The sequence below is a fragment of the Mesorhizobium sp. J8 genome (genome assembly GCF_016591715.1).
Taxonomy (GTDB): domain Bacteria; phylum Pseudomonadota; class Alphaproteobacteria; order Rhizobiales; family Rhizobiaceae; genus Mesorhizobium.
This window is the reverse complement of the sequence record NZ_AP024109.1, coordinates 6,596,851-6,611,668: the sequence shown is the minus strand read 5'-3', so window position 1 is coordinate 6,611,668 and position 14,818 is coordinate 6,596,851. Positions and strand designations below refer to the sequence as shown.

15 protein-coding genes are annotated in these 14,818 nt (G+C 65.7%); 6 read left to right on the top strand and 9 right to left on the bottom strand.

Annotated features, from left to right (window positions below; genetic code table 11):
• Positions 1–105: 105 nt before the first annotated feature.
• Positions 106–1,329 carry an argininosuccinate synthase gene (locus tag MJ8_RS31685; protein WP_201412444.1) on the bottom strand — a complete coding sequence of 408 codons (1,224 nt, stop codon included), beginning with the start codon at positions 1,327–1,329 and terminating at the stop codon, positions 106–108.
• Positions 1,330–1,480: 151 nt separating this feature from the next.
• On the opposite strand from MJ8_RS31685, the gene MJ8_RS31680 reads away from it, so the two are divergent.
• Entirely contained in the window at positions 1,481–2,122 is a 642-nt protein-coding gene (locus MJ8_RS31680) for a LysE family translocator (protein ID WP_201412443.1), read from the top strand.
• A gap of 24 nt (positions 2,123–2,146) precedes the next feature.
• Here MJ8_RS31680 and MJ8_RS31675 read toward each other — a convergent pair whose 3' ends face one another.
• The 3 genes from MJ8_RS31675 to MJ8_RS31665 all read right to left on the bottom strand — a co-directional run bounded on the left by MJ8_RS31675 (position 2,147) and on the right by MJ8_RS31665 (position 5,546).
• Positions 2,147–2,614, bottom strand: coding sequence for a hypothetical protein (locus MJ8_RS31675; RefSeq protein ID WP_201412442.1), 468 nt, complete (start codon positions 2,612–2,614; stop codon positions 2,147–2,149).
• Positions 2,611–3,843 (bottom strand): 23S rRNA (adenine(2503)-C(2))-methyltransferase RlmN, encoded by a 1,233-nt coding sequence (gene rlmN, locus MJ8_RS31670; protein WP_201412441.1) that lies wholly within the window; start codon positions 3,841–3,843, stop codon positions 2,611–2,613. The genes MJ8_RS31675 and rlmN overlap by 4 nt, the downstream gene beginning before the upstream one ends.
• Positions 3,844–4,115: 272 nt before the next feature.
• Positions 4,116–5,546: a DHA2 family efflux MFS transporter permease subunit gene (locus tag MJ8_RS31665; RefSeq protein ID WP_225248087.1), complete on the bottom strand. Its 1,431-nt coding sequence runs from the start codon at positions 5,544–5,546 to the stop codon at positions 4,116–4,118.
• A gap of 318 nt (positions 5,547–5,864) precedes the next feature.
• On the opposite strand from MJ8_RS31665, the gene MJ8_RS31660 reads away from it, so the two are divergent.
• Entirely contained in the window at positions 5,865–6,164 is a 300-nt protein-coding gene (locus MJ8_RS31660; RefSeq protein ID WP_201412440.1) for a hypothetical protein, read from the top strand.
• A 200-nt stretch (positions 6,165–6,364) separates the two neighbouring features.
• Positions 6,365–7,711, top strand: coding sequence for a chloride channel protein (locus tag MJ8_RS31655; protein WP_201412439.1), 1,347 nt, complete (start codon positions 6,365–6,367; stop codon positions 7,709–7,711).
• A 65-nt stretch (positions 7,712–7,776) separates the two neighbouring features.
• Here the strand turns inward: MJ8_RS31655 and MJ8_RS31650 are convergent, their stop codons facing one another.
• From MJ8_RS31650 to MJ8_RS31640, 3 genes are all read right to left on the bottom strand, one after another.
• Complete coding sequence (locus tag MJ8_RS31650; protein ID WP_201412438.1) at positions 7,777–8,283, bottom strand: invasion associated locus B family protein; 507 nt, start codon at positions 8,281–8,283, stop codon at positions 7,777–7,779.
• A gap of 257 nt (positions 8,284–8,540) precedes the next feature.
• Positions 8,541–8,903 (bottom strand): YkvA family protein, encoded by a 363-nt coding sequence (locus MJ8_RS31645; protein WP_201412437.1) that lies wholly within the window; start codon positions 8,901–8,903, stop codon positions 8,541–8,543.
• Positions 8,904–9,192: 289 nt separating this feature from the next.
• The gene (locus MJ8_RS31640; RefSeq protein WP_201412436.1) at positions 9,193–9,486 is read right to left on the bottom strand and encodes a 4a-hydroxytetrahydrobiopterin dehydratase; all 294 of its coding nucleotides are present in this window, start codon (positions 9,484–9,486) and stop codon (positions 9,193–9,195) included.
• 102 nt (positions 9,487–9,588) lie between these two features.
• Between MJ8_RS31640 and MJ8_RS31635 the strand changes: the two genes are divergently transcribed.
• Entirely contained in the window at positions 9,589–10,098 is a 510-nt protein-coding gene (locus MJ8_RS31635; RefSeq protein ID WP_201412435.1) for a low molecular weight protein-tyrosine-phosphatase, read from the top strand.
• On the opposite strand, the gene thpR is transcribed toward MJ8_RS31635, so the two are convergent.
• Together thpR and MJ8_RS31625 are read right to left on the bottom strand one after the other, a co-directional pair.
• The gene (gene thpR, locus MJ8_RS31630) at positions 10,005–10,598 is read right to left on the bottom strand and encodes an RNA 2',3'-cyclic phosphodiesterase (protein ID WP_201412434.1); all 594 of its coding nucleotides are present in this window, start codon (positions 10,596–10,598) and stop codon (positions 10,005–10,007) included. The genes MJ8_RS31635 and thpR overlap by 94 nt on opposite strands.
• A gap of 118 nt (positions 10,599–10,716) precedes the next feature.
• Entirely contained in the window at positions 10,717–11,361 is a 645-nt protein-coding gene (locus tag MJ8_RS31625) for an arylesterase (protein WP_201412433.1), read from the bottom strand.
• Positions 11,362–11,443: 82 nt separating this feature from the next.
• Here MJ8_RS31625 and MJ8_RS31620 point away from each other — a divergent pair, with 82 nt between their 5' ends.
• Positions 11,444–12,142, top strand: a complete 699-nt coding sequence (locus tag MJ8_RS31620) for an ABC transporter ATP-binding protein (RefSeq protein WP_201412432.1) — start codon at positions 11,444–11,446, stop codon at positions 12,140–12,142.
• Complete coding sequence (locus MJ8_RS31615) at positions 12,142–14,682, top strand: ABC transporter permease (RefSeq protein ID WP_201412431.1); 2,541 nt, start codon at positions 12,142–12,144, stop codon at positions 14,680–14,682. Before MJ8_RS31620 ends, MJ8_RS31615 begins: the two co-directional genes overlap by 1 nt.
• Positions 14,683–14,818 lie beyond the last annotated feature (136 nt).

Here is a 14,818-nt window from a genome sequence, read left to right as displayed (position 1 = left end):
GCAACGTATTCTTCGTCATTCTAGGGTCTGCGCGCGTCGCTTCGCTCCTTGCCCCGCCCTAGAATGACGAAGGGACAGCACTCCCCTTGCGCGAGATCAGCAGCTTCAGCCCTTGCGGTTCCTTGCCGCCAGCGTCCGCAGCCTCAATCCATTCAGCCGGATAAAGCCCTCGGCGTCTTTCTGGTCGTAGGCGCCGCGGTCGTCCTCGAAGGTGACCAGCGCATCGGAATAGAGCGTCTTCTTCGACTTGCGGCCGGTGACGATGACATTGCCCTTGTAGAGCTTCAGCCGCACCGTGCCTTCGACGTCTTCCTGGCTCTTGTCGATCATCGCCTGCAGCATCACGCGCTCGGGTGAGAACCAGAAGCCGTTGTAGATGAGCTCGGCATAGCGCGGCATGAACTCGTCCTTGAGGTGCGCGGCGCCCCGGTCGAGCGTGATCGATTCGATCGCGCGGTGGGCGGCGATCAGGATGGTGCCGCCGGGGGTTTCGTAGACGCCGCGCGACTTCATGCCGACGAAACGGTTCTCGACCAGGTCGAGGCGGCCGATGCCGTTGTCGCGGCCGAGGTCGTTCAGCGCCGCCAGCATGGTGGCCGGCGACAGCTTCTTGCCGTTGAGCGCGACCGGATCGCCCTTCAGGAACTCGATCTCGATCTCGGTGACGACATCGGGCGCGTCCATCGGCGAGACGGTGCGCTGATGCACGAATTCCGGCGGCTCGCTCCACGGATCCTCCAGCACCTTGCCCTCGGAAGAGGAATGCAGGAGGTTGGCGTCGACCGAGAAGGGCGCCTCGCCGCGCTTGTCCTTCGGCACCGGGATCTGGTGCTGCTCGGCAAAATTGAGGAGGTCGGTGCGCGACTTGAACGACCAGTCGCGCCACGGCGCGATGACCTTGATGTCGGGGTTCAGCGCGTAAGCCGACAATTCGAAGCGGACCTGGTCGTTGCCCTTGCCGGTGGCGCCATGGGCGATGGCGTCGGCGCCGGTCTCCCTGGCGATCTCGACCAGGTGCTTGGAGATCAGCGGCCGGGCGATCGAGGTGCCGAGCAGATAGGTGCCTTCATAGACGGCATTGGCGCGAAACATCGGGAAGACGAAGTCGGAAACGAATTCCTCGCGCACGTCCACGATGCGGATGTCCTTGATGCCCATCATCTCGGCCTTGCGGCGCGCCGGCTCCAGCTCGCCGCCCTGGCCGAGATCGGCGGTGAAGGTGACGACCTCGGCGCCAAGCTCGGTCTGCAGCCATTTCAGGATGATGGAGGTGTCGAGGCCGCCGGAATAGGCGAGCACGACTTTCTTGACGTTGTTGGTCTTGGACATTTTTGGCGGTTCCGCGGGAAAAGAGCTTCGCGGGCGAGGTATCACGGGGTTTCCAGGCGATGCAAGAGATGAAGACGCGCAGGACGGCAGTTGCTGGCGAAACAGAAAAGCCTGCGTTATAGGTCTGCGATCCATCTCGCAGGACCTCCCAATGTCCTTCATCCCCGACACTTCGACCCTCATCCAGTTCTCCATCGCCACCGTCATCCTGGCGATCACGCCCGGGCCGGACATGACGCTGTTCGTTTCGCGCACGCTGAGCCAGGGCCGCGCCACCGGCTTCGCCTCGATGGCCGGTGCGCTCTGTGGCACGCTCATCCATACAACTTTGGTGGTGGTCGGCATCTCGGCGCTGATCGTCGCCTCGCCGATGGCCTTCCTGGCCTTGAAGATCTTCGGCGCCGGCTATCTGGTGTTCTTGGCCTGGCAGGCGATCGCCAAGGGCTCGGCCTTCTCGCCGGAGAAGCGGACGGGGCCGCAGGTCTCCTTGTTCCGCAGCTGGGCGGCCGGGCTCGGCGTCAACCTGCTCAACCCGAAGATCATCCTGTTCTTCATGACCTTCCTGCCGCAATTCGTCTCCGCGCATGATCCGAACGCGTCCGGGAAACTGTTCTTCCTCGGCGTGATGTTCATCGTGCTGTCGATCCCGGTGACGGCGCCGATGGTGCTGGCGGCGGAAAGGTTTTCGGCGGCGATGAAGGCCAGCCCGCGCGTCACGCGCGTGGTCGACTATCTGTTCGGCGGCGTGTTCTCGGCCTTCGCGCTCAAGATCCTGACGGCGCAGGCGAGGTAGACCCTCGCGCTTTGCAGGCGCAGGTCAGGCTTCCGGATCTGGCAGCGGCTCGCGGCGCCAGCTGCCGGCCCAGCGGCCGGCGGAGAGCCAGTAGAAGATGCCGCCGACCATGCCGCAGCCGATCACGGCCAATCTGGCGTTGGTCGCGGTGACATCGAAATTGGCGTCGCCCAGACTGTGCACGAAGCCAAGGAAGACGACGGCGATGACGGCGCCGCCCAGCGCGTAGAACAGCCAGTCGCGCCGGCCGAGCGCCTCGGCGATCAGGATGACGACCGCCGCCGGCATGAAGGCGAAATAGGCGACGAACAGCGCCACGAAAGGCACCGAGAAATAGAGCGAGGCGGTGGCCGCCGGCTCGGGATTGGCCGGCGTGTAGCCTAGATGCGCCAGGACCAGGATGTTGAGGAAGGCGCTCGCCGCCAGCGAGGCGACGACATAGCCGACAAGGATGACGCCGAAGCGGACGAGATAGGCGATGATGCGCCTCAAGCCTCGCCGTGCCCCGCGATCATCATGGCTTCCAGCGCCAGGCGATCCACTTTCCGCATCCGCTCCGATTCCGACTTGAGCTGGCCGCAGGCGGCGAGGATGTCGCGGCCGCGCGGCGTGCGGATCGGCGAGGCGTAGCCGGCATTGTTTATGTAGTCGGCAAACTTCTCGATCGTCTCCCAGTCCGAGCACTGGTAGTTGGTGCCGGGCCACGGGTTGAAAGGGATCAGGTTGATCTTGGCGGGAATGCCCTTCAAGAGCTTCACCAGCGCCTTGGCGTCGTCGAGCGAATCGTTGACGTCCTTCAGCATCACATATTCGAAGGTGATGCGCTTGGCGTTGGAGAGGCCCGGATAGGCCTTGCAGGCGGCGATCAGCTCCTTGAGCGGGAACTTCTTGTTGATCGGCACCAAAAGGTCGCGCAGGTCGTCATTGGTGGCGTGCAGCGAGATCGCCAGCATGACGCCGATCTCCTCGCCGGTGCGGGCTATCTCCGGCACCACGCCCGAGGTCGAGAGCGTGATGCGGCGCTTCGACAGGGAAAGCCCGTCGCCGTCGGACGCGATCAGCAGCGCCTTCTTCACCGCCTCGAAATTATAGAGCGGCTCGCCCATGCCCATCATGACGATGTTGGACACTTTTCTGCCCTCGGCCGGCACGATGGCGCCGTCCGGCGTGTCGCGGTCGGGGAAGTCGCCGAGCCGGTCGCGCGCGGTCAGCAGCTGCGCCAGGATTTCTTCCGTCGTCAGGTTGCGCACCAGCTTCTGCGTGCCGGTGTGGCAGAAGGAGCAGGTCAGCGTGCAGCCGACCTGCGAGGAGATGCAGAGCGTGCCGCGACCCTCCTCGGGGATGTAGACGGTCTCGATCTCGACCGGGCGGCCGGCGCCGCGCGGCGGAAAGCGGAACAGCCATTTGCGGGTGCCGTCGGAGGAGATCTGCTCCTCGACGATCTCCGGCCGGGCGACGGTGAAGTGCCTGTCGAGCGCGGCGCGCAATTCCTTGGAGATGTTGAACATATGCGCGAAGTCGGAGACGCCGCGCACATACATCCAGTGCCAGAGCTGCTGGGCGCGCATCTTCGCCTGGCGCTCGGGCACGATGCCGGCACTGATGAGCGCCTCGCCGAGCTCGGCGCGGGTCAGGCCGATCAGCGACGGCTTCTCGGTGGGTGCTGCGCGGCGCAAGGCGTCACGGGCGCCTTCGGCGGTAAGATCAAGCGAAACGGTCATGGTGGCGCCAATATAAGCGATTTGCGGCCGATTTCAGCATCGGCCGCACAGGAAGCGCGGCGCATAGCACAGCTGAGCGCCGGAGTCATGCGGCGGGTTCCCCCTTCTCCCCTTGTGGGAGAAGGTGGCCGAGCGAAGCTCGGCCGGATGAGGGGTGTTCCAGCGGAGTGAGGCGTTGGCGTTTCCTGGAACACCCCTCATCCGTCTCGGCGCTATGCGCCGATCCACCTTCTCCCACAAGGGGAGAAGGAGGAGCCTCGACTGGCACCGCCTTACTCTTGAGCTTCCGCCTTCCGGCGATGGCCGCTGACCTGCTGGCCGTCTTCCGGATGCAGGAAGAAGAAACCCGGAATGGCAAGCAGCGGAATGACCGCCGTCAGCAGGAACGCCCAATGGAACTGGTCCGCCGTCGGCGCGTGCACCTCACCGGAGACGAGGCCGAGCACCATGGCGGCGATCGAGACGCCGAGCGAGACGCTGAGCTGCTGCAGGACGCCGCCCAGGCTGGTGGCGCGGCTGAGCTTCTCCGCCGGCAGGTCGGCATAGGAGAGCGTGTTGGACGACATGAACTGCGCCGAGCGGACGATGCCGAAGAAAAAGACATAAAGGCCGATCGCCCAATGCGGGGTGTCGGCGCCGAGCAGGGCAAAACCCGCCACGGCAACGGAGCCGACCACGGCGCTGCCGCTCAACACGGCCTTGAAGCCGAAGCGCCGCAGGAAGAACGACAAGAGCGGCCGCATCAGCAGGGCGCCGAAGCTGCCGACGAAGGTCAGCGACCCCGACGTGACCGGGCTCATGCCGAAGCCGACCTGCAGCATCAGCGGCAACAGGAAGGGCGCGCCGTTGAGGCCGATGCGGCACAGCCCCCCGGCCAGCGTGCCGACCCAGAAGGAGCGGAATCGGAACAGCGTGAGATCGACCGCGGGCGCGGCGACGCGGCGCGCATAACGGCCGAAGGCGAAGAGCAGCAGGACCGATGCGGCCAGCACCAGCACGGTCGCCAGCGAGGAGATCACCGGCTTGCCGATATTCTCCAGGCCGAACTGCAGGAGCGCCGCGCCGGCGCCCACCATGAGGAAGCCGGCGAAATCGAAAGGCTGCGCTTCCTCGCCCTGGAAATCGTCGACGAAGCGCAAGGCGGCGAAAATGCCGATGAGGCCGAACGGCACGTTGACGTAAAAAATCCAGCGCCAGGAGGCATAGGTGGTCAGGAGGCCGCCGAGCAGCGGCCCGATGACGGGACCGACGATCGCCGGCAAGGTCATATAGGTCATGGCGGTGATTAGCCCGCTGCGCGGAAAGGAACGCAGCAGGATCAGCCGCCCGACCGGCGTCATCATGGCGCCGCCCAGCCCCTGCAGCGCGCGCATGGCCAAAAGCATGCCGACGCTATCGGCCACGCCGCACAGGACCGAGCCGAGGGTGAAGGTAAAGAGCGCCAGCGCGAAGATCTTTCGCGCGCCGAACCGGTCGGCGAACCAGCCGCTGACCGGGATGAACACGGCCAAGGTCAGGATGTAGGTGGTGATCGCCAGATTGAGCCGGACCGGCGTGGTGTCGAGGCTTTGCGCGATTGCGGGAATAGCGGTTGTGAGGATGGTGGAATCGAGCTGTTCCATCAGGAAGGCGATGGCGACGATTGCCGGGATGATCAGCTTCAGCCGCGGGTCGCGCTCTGTCGCAAAGAGATGCTGTTCCAATTGTCCGCCAGTTCCGTCGCGCAGGAAGCGGCGGCCCGATGCGAGCCGTCCGCGATCACGCCGGCGTGGATGTCGTGCGGCCCGGCCGGCCCGGCCTCCCCTCGCACCGGACTGCTTTATGTCCCGACCGATGCGAAGCGGTAGCAATTTCGACTGGCACAGAGGTCAACAAATTTTGACTGGCCTGCGCCAGGGGCGCGACGTGGCCGGCTGCCGCCATGAAACCCGATCACATATTCGTGTTGACGTAACCATTCGAGCCGCTTCCGCGAACCTGAAAGGGGCAACCATGCCCCTCAAACAATGGGAGTTGTTCAGATGCACTCGATCAAGTTCGCACTTGTTGCCGGCCTCGCCGGTCTTTGCGCCTCGCAGGCCTTCGCTGAGGACACGATGGGCGCCATGACGATGATGAAGGGCGGCCAGGTGACCGCGATCATGCCGGACGGTCACATGGGCACCATGATGCCGGACGCCAAGATGAGCGCCGAGATGATGAAGATGGCCAAGCCGATCAAGCATTGCATGATGATGATCACCGACGCCAAGGGCAAAGCCTACATGATCGACACGTCGACCAAGAAGGCCCAGGCCGAATGTGAAAAAATGGCGATGTGACTCGCCCATCCCGCGTGCCGACCTCTCCCGCCGGCCGGTACGCCGGCGGGTTATCCGCCATCCGGCGACATCTTTTGCGAGCCCTCCAGCCGTGATCCTCGAGCACCGTTCCCCGACTTTGCCGGCATAGCGCCAGACCGCCCTCGCGGGTTGATCGCCCCGGCGAGTGTGCTAGGGCGGTGACTATCGAGAGGATGGTCATGGCCGGAATATCGCGAAAATACCGCATGCTGCGGCGTTCACACGCCATGTGGATGTCGCGGCGCGTCTGGCAGCCGCGCCTCGTCTTCTGGGCCGGCGCCATATCGATCGGGCTGATCAGCGTCCTGTTCGCCCTGCTCGCCGACCGGGCGCAGGCCCTGTTCCATGTGGTGACGGGCAATGGCGGCGGCTGGCGCTTCTATCTGCCGCTTGTGGTGACGCCGCTTGGGTTCGTCCTTTGTGCTTGGCTGGCGCATTCCTTCTTCCCGGGATCGCAAGGCAGCGGCATTCCGCAGGCGATCGCGGCGCGGCATCTGCGCGACGAGGACGATCGCAGCCGCATCCTGTCGCTCAGGCTGGTGGTGGGCAAGATCGCGCTCACCATCGTCGGCCTCGCCTGCGGCGCCTCGATCGGCCGCGAGGGTCCGACCGTGCAGGTCGGCGCTTCGGTGATGCTGCAGGCGGCACGCTGGGGCGGCATGGCGCAGGCGCGCGGCCTGATCCTGGCAGGATCCGCCGCAGGCATCGCCGCCGCCTTCAACACGCCGCTCGCCGGCATCGTCTTCGCCATCGAGGAAATGGGCCGCGCCTATGAGGCGCGCACCAACGGACTGGTGCTCACGGCGGTGATCCTGGCCGGCCTCGCCTCGCTGGGTCTGCTCGGCAACTACACCTATTTCGGCGTCGCCAAGGACACGGTCGCCTTCGCCGCCGACTGGCCGCTGGTGCTTGCCTGCGGCATCGTCGGCGGCGGTGTCGGCGCGCTGTTCTCGCTCTCGGCGCTGAAGGTCATGCGCCGCATCCGGCGCTGGAACGCGCTGCAGCCGCTGCCGCGCTCGCTGGTCGTGGCGGGCGTCTGCGGGCTCGCCGTGGCGGTGATCGGCGTGGCGTCCGGCGGGCTGACATTCGGCACCGGCTACGTGCAGGCGCGCGGCGCGATCGAGGGCACGCCGCTGCCGGCCTTCTTCTTCGTCGAGAAATTCGCCGCCGGCCTCCTGTCGATGGTGTCGGGCATTCCCGGAGGCCTCTTCGCGCCGTCGCTGGCTGTGGGCGCGGGGCTGGGCAGCACGCTCGGCCTGGCCTTCGGCACGGCCACGGGAACCGCGGCGCTGCTCGGCATGGCCGGCTATTTTGCCGGCGTCGTGCAGGCGCCGATGACGGCCTTCGTCATCATCCTGGAAATGACCGGCAACCACGACAATGTGATCGCGCTGATGTGCGCGGCGATGCTCGGCTACGGCACGGCGAGGCTCATCTCCAACGAGCCGCTCTATCATGCGCTGTCGCGCGTCTTCATCGCCGAGGCGATCCGGCGACGCAGGGCGGAAACCCCCGCACAGGGCTGAGCGCGCAAACAAAAAGGCCGGACTTGATGCCCGGCCCTGTGCTCAAGATCGGATGCCGTTTCGGCTTACTTGCACTTGGCGATGGAGGCCAGCGCGGCCGAGATGCCCTTCAGCGAGAAGACGTAGGAGGTGGGGTTGCCGCGGCCGGACTTGGCCTGCACCTTCATGTCGGTGCCGGTCTTCATGGCGGCAATCAGCACCGGCTCTTCCGCCGCGTTCTCGACCCAGGCCGACTTGCCGCGGGTGAACATCGAGAAGGTCTTCTTGTCGATGGTGACGGTGGCCTTCGAGCCTTCCTGGAAATTGTAGCCGGCGATGAATTGCGGCTCGTAGGAGACCTGCTGGCCCGGCCGCTGGCTGACGAAGAAGAACATGTCACCATGATCGAGCGACGGGGGCTGCTTGTCGGTGGGCACGGTCAGCACATAGCAGACTTTGCCGGCCTTCGACTGATAGCTGTAGGTGCCCCAGGCATTGTGCTGGCCGATCTTGGTCGCCTGCTGCGCCAGCGCCGGGGCGGCGAAAGCGGCCACCAGGACCAGGCTGGAAACTGTAGCAATCAATCCGCGCATCGTTCTTCCCGTATTCCAAGTGGTGCGGAGGCGGGCCGCGTGGCGTCCTGCCGTCGCTTCATTTTGATTTAATCAGGGTTACCAAACGGTGAATTGTCCTCGAAGAAAAGGAACTCACCCCAGGAAACCGCCACCATCCGCGCCGCCACTGTGGATTGAGGCTGGCGCGACGTCCCGGCGCGGAGTTGGAGGCCACGAAAACGGCAAGAGTTTGTCTTTTCGCCGCTGCTGATTTGCGTGCTACAAACGCGCCGCCATCAGTTCTTGTCGGCCAGCGCGTCCCTGGCGGCCTGCCTGTGGGCGGGCGTGATATGGGCGCTGACGGCGGTGATCGCCGCGGTCAGCACGGCAAGGTCGTCGGTGTAGCCGAGGCCGACGACGAAATCGGGAATGAAATCGAACGGCAGGACGAAATAGCCGAGCGCGCCGAGCAGGGTGGCCTTGGCACGCAGCGGCGTGTCCTTGTCCATGGCGCAGTAATAGGCGGCGACGACCTCATCCATGAACGGAATCTGCCGCGCCGCCTTCTTGGCGGTGCGCCAGAATTTCTCGCGGACCTCGCCTTCGCCTGCGAGCTTGTCGCCAAAGCCGAAGAAATCGAAACCGGGACCTTGCGTCATCAATCGCTCCTTAGCGGCCGCGCGCAACCCATGCGTGCCGACCCGCCGCGAAAGATGTGGTGAAAGCGGGGGGCTGCTGCAAGAGTTCGGGGGTTGGTCGCCCAGGAAAATCGGACTCGGCAGGGCTGGTTCATAAGAAGCATCGTGGCGATCGCCATCGCCTGGCGATTGGCCGAAACCTCCATCCGATCGTGGATGACGAAGTTCGCAGGCTTCGGTCAATTGCGGACGATTGCCGCTTCGCTCCTTGCTCCGCCCCGGAATGATGAAGTCACGAGGCCCTTCGCCCTCAGTGAAAATACCTATTCATCCGCTTGGCCAGTTCGATATCCAGCGCCGTCACGCCGCCGGCGTCATGGGTGTTCAGCGTCACGTCGACGGTCTTGTAGACATTCGACCAATCGGGGTGATGATCCATCTTCTCGGCGGCCAGCGCCACGCGCGTCATGAAGGCGAAGGCTTCGGAGAAATTCTTGAAGACAAAGCTGCGTTTGATGGAAGCGCCGTCGGCGGCCAGCGACCAGCCTTCGAGCTCGGCCAGAGCGGCGGCGATCGCGTCCTTGCTGAGTTTTTCTCTCGTCATGATGATTCCCGTGCTATCTCGAGTTGGCCCTCACCATAGTGCAAGTCGCCCAAAGGCGCTTTGCGGTTTTGGGGTTGCAAATGCACAAATGGCGCATATCGCATGAGCATAAAGCCGATAAATTCCGTTCTGTTCGTCTGCCTCGGCAACATCTGCCGCTCGCCGCTGGCCGAGGGCGTGTTTCGCGCGGTGCTCGCCGAGCACGGCAGAGGCCTTGTGATCGATTCGGCCGGGACCGGCGGCTGGCATGCCGGCCAGGAGCCGGACCGGCGCTCGATCGCGGTGGCCGCAAAGCACGGCGTCGACATTTCAAGACAGAGGGCGCGCAAGGTGCTGCCGGAGGATTTCTCGCGCTTCGACCTCATCCTCGGCATGGACCGGGCGAATGTGCGCGACCTCAAGGCGCTGGCGCCGCATGTCCTGCGCGACCGGGTCCATCTCTATCTGGACTTCGCGACGGGGAATGCCGTGGACGTGCCGGACCCCTATTATGACGGCGCCGAGGCCTTCGCGTCGGTCTACCGCATGATCCGCGAGGCATCGGAGGCGCTGGCGAAGCGGCTCGAGGCCATCGTTTCGCCGACCAGCGGCCAGGCCTCCTCGACGATGTAGGGGCCGCCGCCGACCGAATCGCGCGACGACATCAGCACGAAGCGGCCGACGCGGAAGGGCAACGCGGCGAAATTGCCGCGCGCCGAAAGATATTGTGCGACATCGAGCGGACTCGCATTGCGCAGGCGCGCCAGCGTCACATGCGGCGAGAACTTGCGCGGATCGGCCGGCAGTCCGAGCCGCTGGCAGATGCGGTCGATCTCGCCCTGCAGCGCCGTCAGGTCCGGCGAGGCCGACACGCCGGCCCACACCGCATGCGGCTTCTTGCCCCCGAAGGCGCCGACGCCCGTGAGCGTCATCTGGAACGAGGGGCGGTCGACCCTGTCGAGGGCGTTGGCGATCTCGTCGGCGACATGGCCCTCGACATCGCCGATGAAGCGCAGCGTCAGATGGTAGTTTTCGACATCGATCCAGCGCGCTCCAGGCAGCCCGCCCCGGAGCAAGGATAAGGAGAGAGCGGCGTCACGCGGAATTTCGAGGGCGGTGAAAAGACGTGGCATGTGAAGCCTCCTGTCCTCGAATCGAAACTCTCGGCCCTAGCGAATCATCGATATCAGCGCGGGGCAAGCGGTTTGTTGTCCACAAGGTTTCCCCAGCGGAAAGCGCGGCATTCCGGACTCATGACGGCCCCCCATTGTCGGCGATCGCCTTCTCGACCACGGGAAGGATGCGCTCCACCATGACGTCGACCCCCTTGGGATTGGGATGCAGGCCGTCTTCCAGTTGCAGGTCGGGGTGGCCGGCGACGCCGTCGAGAAAGAACGGATAGAGCGGGACGCCGTACTTTCCGGCGAGCCGCGGATAGATGGCGTCGAAGGCCTTCTGGTAGTCGGCGCCGAGGTTGGGCGCGGCGCGCATGCCGGCGAGCAGCACCGGAATGTTGCGTTGCTTCAGCTTGTCGAGCATGGCGTCGAGGTTCTTCTCGGCAATCTCGGGCGAGAGGCCGCGCAGCATGTCGTTGGCGCCGAGCTCGAGGATCACCAGCCTTGTGCCGTCCGGCACCGACCAGTCGAGCCGCGCCAGCCCGCCGCTCGAGGTGTCGCCCGACACGCCGGCATTGGCGACGGTGACGTCGAGGCCTTTCGCTTTCAAGGCTGCTTGCAGCCTGTCAGTGAAGCCCTGGCCCGGGCCGAGGCTGTAGCCCGCCATCAGGCTGTCGCCGAAGCCGACGATGGTGAAGGTGTCGGCGCGCGCCGGCGAAAAGGCGCCGCAAAGGGCGAGGAAAAGGATGAGGGCTGCGGCAAAACGGTGTTTGAATGCCATGCGGCGAGCCCCATATGACCGGAACAACCCAGGGAAGGAGACACGGACGGTCTCCTTTTTCCACATATAGGGCACTTTCATTGTGACAGAACCGGTCATCGCGCTGAGGGACGTATCGCTGACGCTCGGCGAGGGCGCGTCCTCCGTCCATGTGCTGAAGGGCGTCAGCCTCGATGTGGCGGCGGGGCAAGCCACCGGCATCGTCGGCCCTTCGGGGTCGGGCAAGTCGACGCTGCTGATGGTTCTCGCCGGCCTGGAAAAGGTCGATTCGGGCACGGTCCGGATCGCCGGCGAATTGCTCAACGGCAAAAGCGAGGATCAGATCGCATCGTTTCGGGGACGAAACATCGGCATCGTGTTCCAGTCCTTCCACCTCATCCCCAACATGACGGCGCTGGAGAATGTCGCGGTGCCGCTGGAGCTTGCCGGCCATGCCGATCCGTTCGGGGTGGCCGCGCGCGAGCTTGCGGCGGTCGGCCTGAGCGACCGCTTGACGCACTATCCGGGCGAGCTTTCCGGCGGCGAGCAGCAGCGCGTGGCGATCGCGCGGGCGCTGGCGCCGTCGCCGCGCATCCTCATCGCCGACGAGCCGACCGGCAATCTCGACCAGGCGACGGGAAAGCAGATTGCCGACCTTCTCTTCGCCAAGGCGGCCGAACGCGGCATGACGCTGGTGCTGGTCACGCATGATCCGCTGCTTGCCGGACGTTGCGCGCGCCAGGTTTCGATGCGCTCGGGGCGGATCGAGGATGCGCCTGCGCCTGCCAAGGTGCCGGCCTGATGCGGACATTGAAGCTCGCCGTCCGCTTCTCGCTGCGCGAAATGCGCGGCGGCCTGTCGGGCTTCATGATCTTCCTGGCCTGTATCGCGCTGGGCGTGGCGGCCATCGGCGGCGTCAATTCGGTGGCGCAGGCGATTTCGGCCGGCGTCGCCGATCAGGGCCAGACGCTGCTTGGCGGCGATTTGCGCTTCCAGGTCAACCAGCGCAGCGCTTCCGATGCCGAACTCGGCTTCATCCGCAGTCTCGGGGCGGTGTCGCAGACCTCCGGCATGCGCTCGATGGCGCGGCTGGAGGACGGCTCCGACCAGGCGCTGGTCGAAGCCAAGGCCGTCGACGACGCGTATCCGCTCTACGGCGCGCTGGAAACCGACCCGGCGCTGCCGAAGGACCAGTTGTTCGGCGAAAGGTCCGGCGTGTTCGGCGCCGCCGCGCCCGACCTTTTGTTCGACCGGCTCAATCTTCACATCGGCGACCGGCTGAAGCTCGGCAGCGCCACTTTCGAGCTGCGGGCGGGGCTGGTCAGCGAGCCGGACGCGGTGTCCGACGGTTTCGGCTTCGCGCCGCGGCTGATGATCTCCAGCCAGGGCCTCGCCGCATCCGGCCTGGTGCAACCGGGCAGCCTGGTCGAGAACGCCTATAAGGTGAGGCTGCCGGATGGCACGTCGGAGGCGCGGATCAAGGATATCCAGGCACAAGCCGCGAAAGATTTCCCGCAGGCCGGCTGGTCGATCCGCACGCGCAGCAACGCCGCGCCCGCGCTCTCCGCCAATATCGGGCGCTTCTCGCAGTTCCTCACCCTGGTCGGGCTGACGGCGCTGGTGGTCGGCGGCGTCGGCGTGGCGAACGCCGTGCGCGCCTATCTCGACGGCAAGCGCGGCGTCATCGCCACCTTCAAGAGCCTGGGCGCCTCGGGCGGCTTCGTCTTCACTGTCTATCTGGTCCAGATCCTTTTGATCGCCGGCCTCGGCATCGTGCTCGGGCTGATCCTCGGCGCCGCCATGCCCTTCGTGGCGAGCGCGCTTCTGCAATCGGTCATTCCGGTGCCGGCGCAAGGCGGCTTCTACGCGAGCGCGCTCGCCATGGCCGCGCTCTTCGGCCTGCTGGTGACGCTGGCCTTCGCGCTCCTGCCGCTCGGCCGCGCCCGCGACGTGCCGGCGACCGCGCTGTTCCGTGAGATGGGTTTCGAGAGCCGCGGTCTGCCGCGCCTGCCCTATGCGGGCGCGGCGCTGGCGATCGTCGCCGCGCTGGCGGCGCTGGCGATCCTCTCGGCCAACGACTACCGCATCGCCTCGATCTTCGTCGGCGCCACGGCCTTTGCCTTCCTGGTGCTGCGGCTGGTGGCCGTGCTGGTGCAATGGGCCGCAAGAACGAGCCCGCGCACACGTTCCGTTTCGCTGCGGCTGGCGCTCGGCAACATCCATCGGCCCGGCGCGCTGACGCCCTCGGTTGTGCTCTCGCTCGGCCTCGGACTGACGCTGCTGGTGACGCTGGCGCTCATCGATGGGAATCTCCGGCGACAAATCTCCGGCAGCCTGCCGGAACGGGCGCCGAATTTCTTCTTCGTCGATATCCAGAGCAGCGACGTCGACGCCTTCGCCAACCTTGTCGGCAAGGAGTCGCCGCGGGGAACGCTGGTCAAGGTGCCGATGCTGCGCGGCCGCATCATGGCGCTCAACGGCGTCGACGTCGACAAGGTGAAGATTCCGGCCGACGGCGCCTGGGTGCTGCGCGGCGACCGCGGCCTGACCTATGACGCCAGGCAACCGGAAAACGCGACGCTGACCGAAGGCACATGGTGGCCGCAGGATTATTCCGGCGAGCCGCTGGTCTCGTTCTCGGCCGAGGAGGGCAAGGCGCTCGGGCTGAAGCTCGGCGACAGCGTCACCGTCAACGTGCTGGGACGCAACGTGACGGCGAAGATCGCCAATTTCCGCCAGGTGCAATGGGAGACGATGGGCATCAACTTCGTCATGGTGTTCTCGCCCAACGCCTTTGCCGGGGCGCCGCATGGCTGGCTGGCGACGCTGACCGACAAGCAAGCCACCACGGCCGACGACGCAAGGCTGCTCAACGCCGTCACCCGCGCCTTTCCGGCGGTGACGACCGTGCGCGTCAAGGACGCGCTCGACATCGTCAACCGGCTGGTGGCGCAACTGGGCACGGCGATCCGCGCCGCCGCCGGCGTGGCGCTGATCGCCTCGGTGCTGGTGCTCTCCGGCGCCTTGGCCGCCGGCAACCGGGCGCGCATCCATGACGCGGTGGTGCTGAAGACGCTCGGCGCGACGCGACGAACGCTGATTATCGCTTTCTCGTTGGAATATGTGCTGATCGGCCTTGCGACGGCGCTGTTCGCGCTTGCTGCCGGCGGCATCGCCGCCTGGTTCGTGGTCGCGCATATCATGACGCTGCCGTCGCATTTCATGCCTGAGGTGGCCATGGCGACCATTCTCGTCTCGTTGACGGTCACGGTCGGCATCGGCCTTGCCGGCACCTGGCGGGTGCTTGGCCACAAGGCGGCGCCGGTGCTGCGCAACCTCTGATCGGCGGGCCTTCCGGCAGGCTGCCCGGTTAAATCTTTGTAAGAATGGCGGCCGGGAGGCCCGAAAACCGGGCGTTTGCCTTCTCACAAAGCGTTACCGCGCGTTACCGTCTTGTTCTTGACGTCGAGAACGCTCA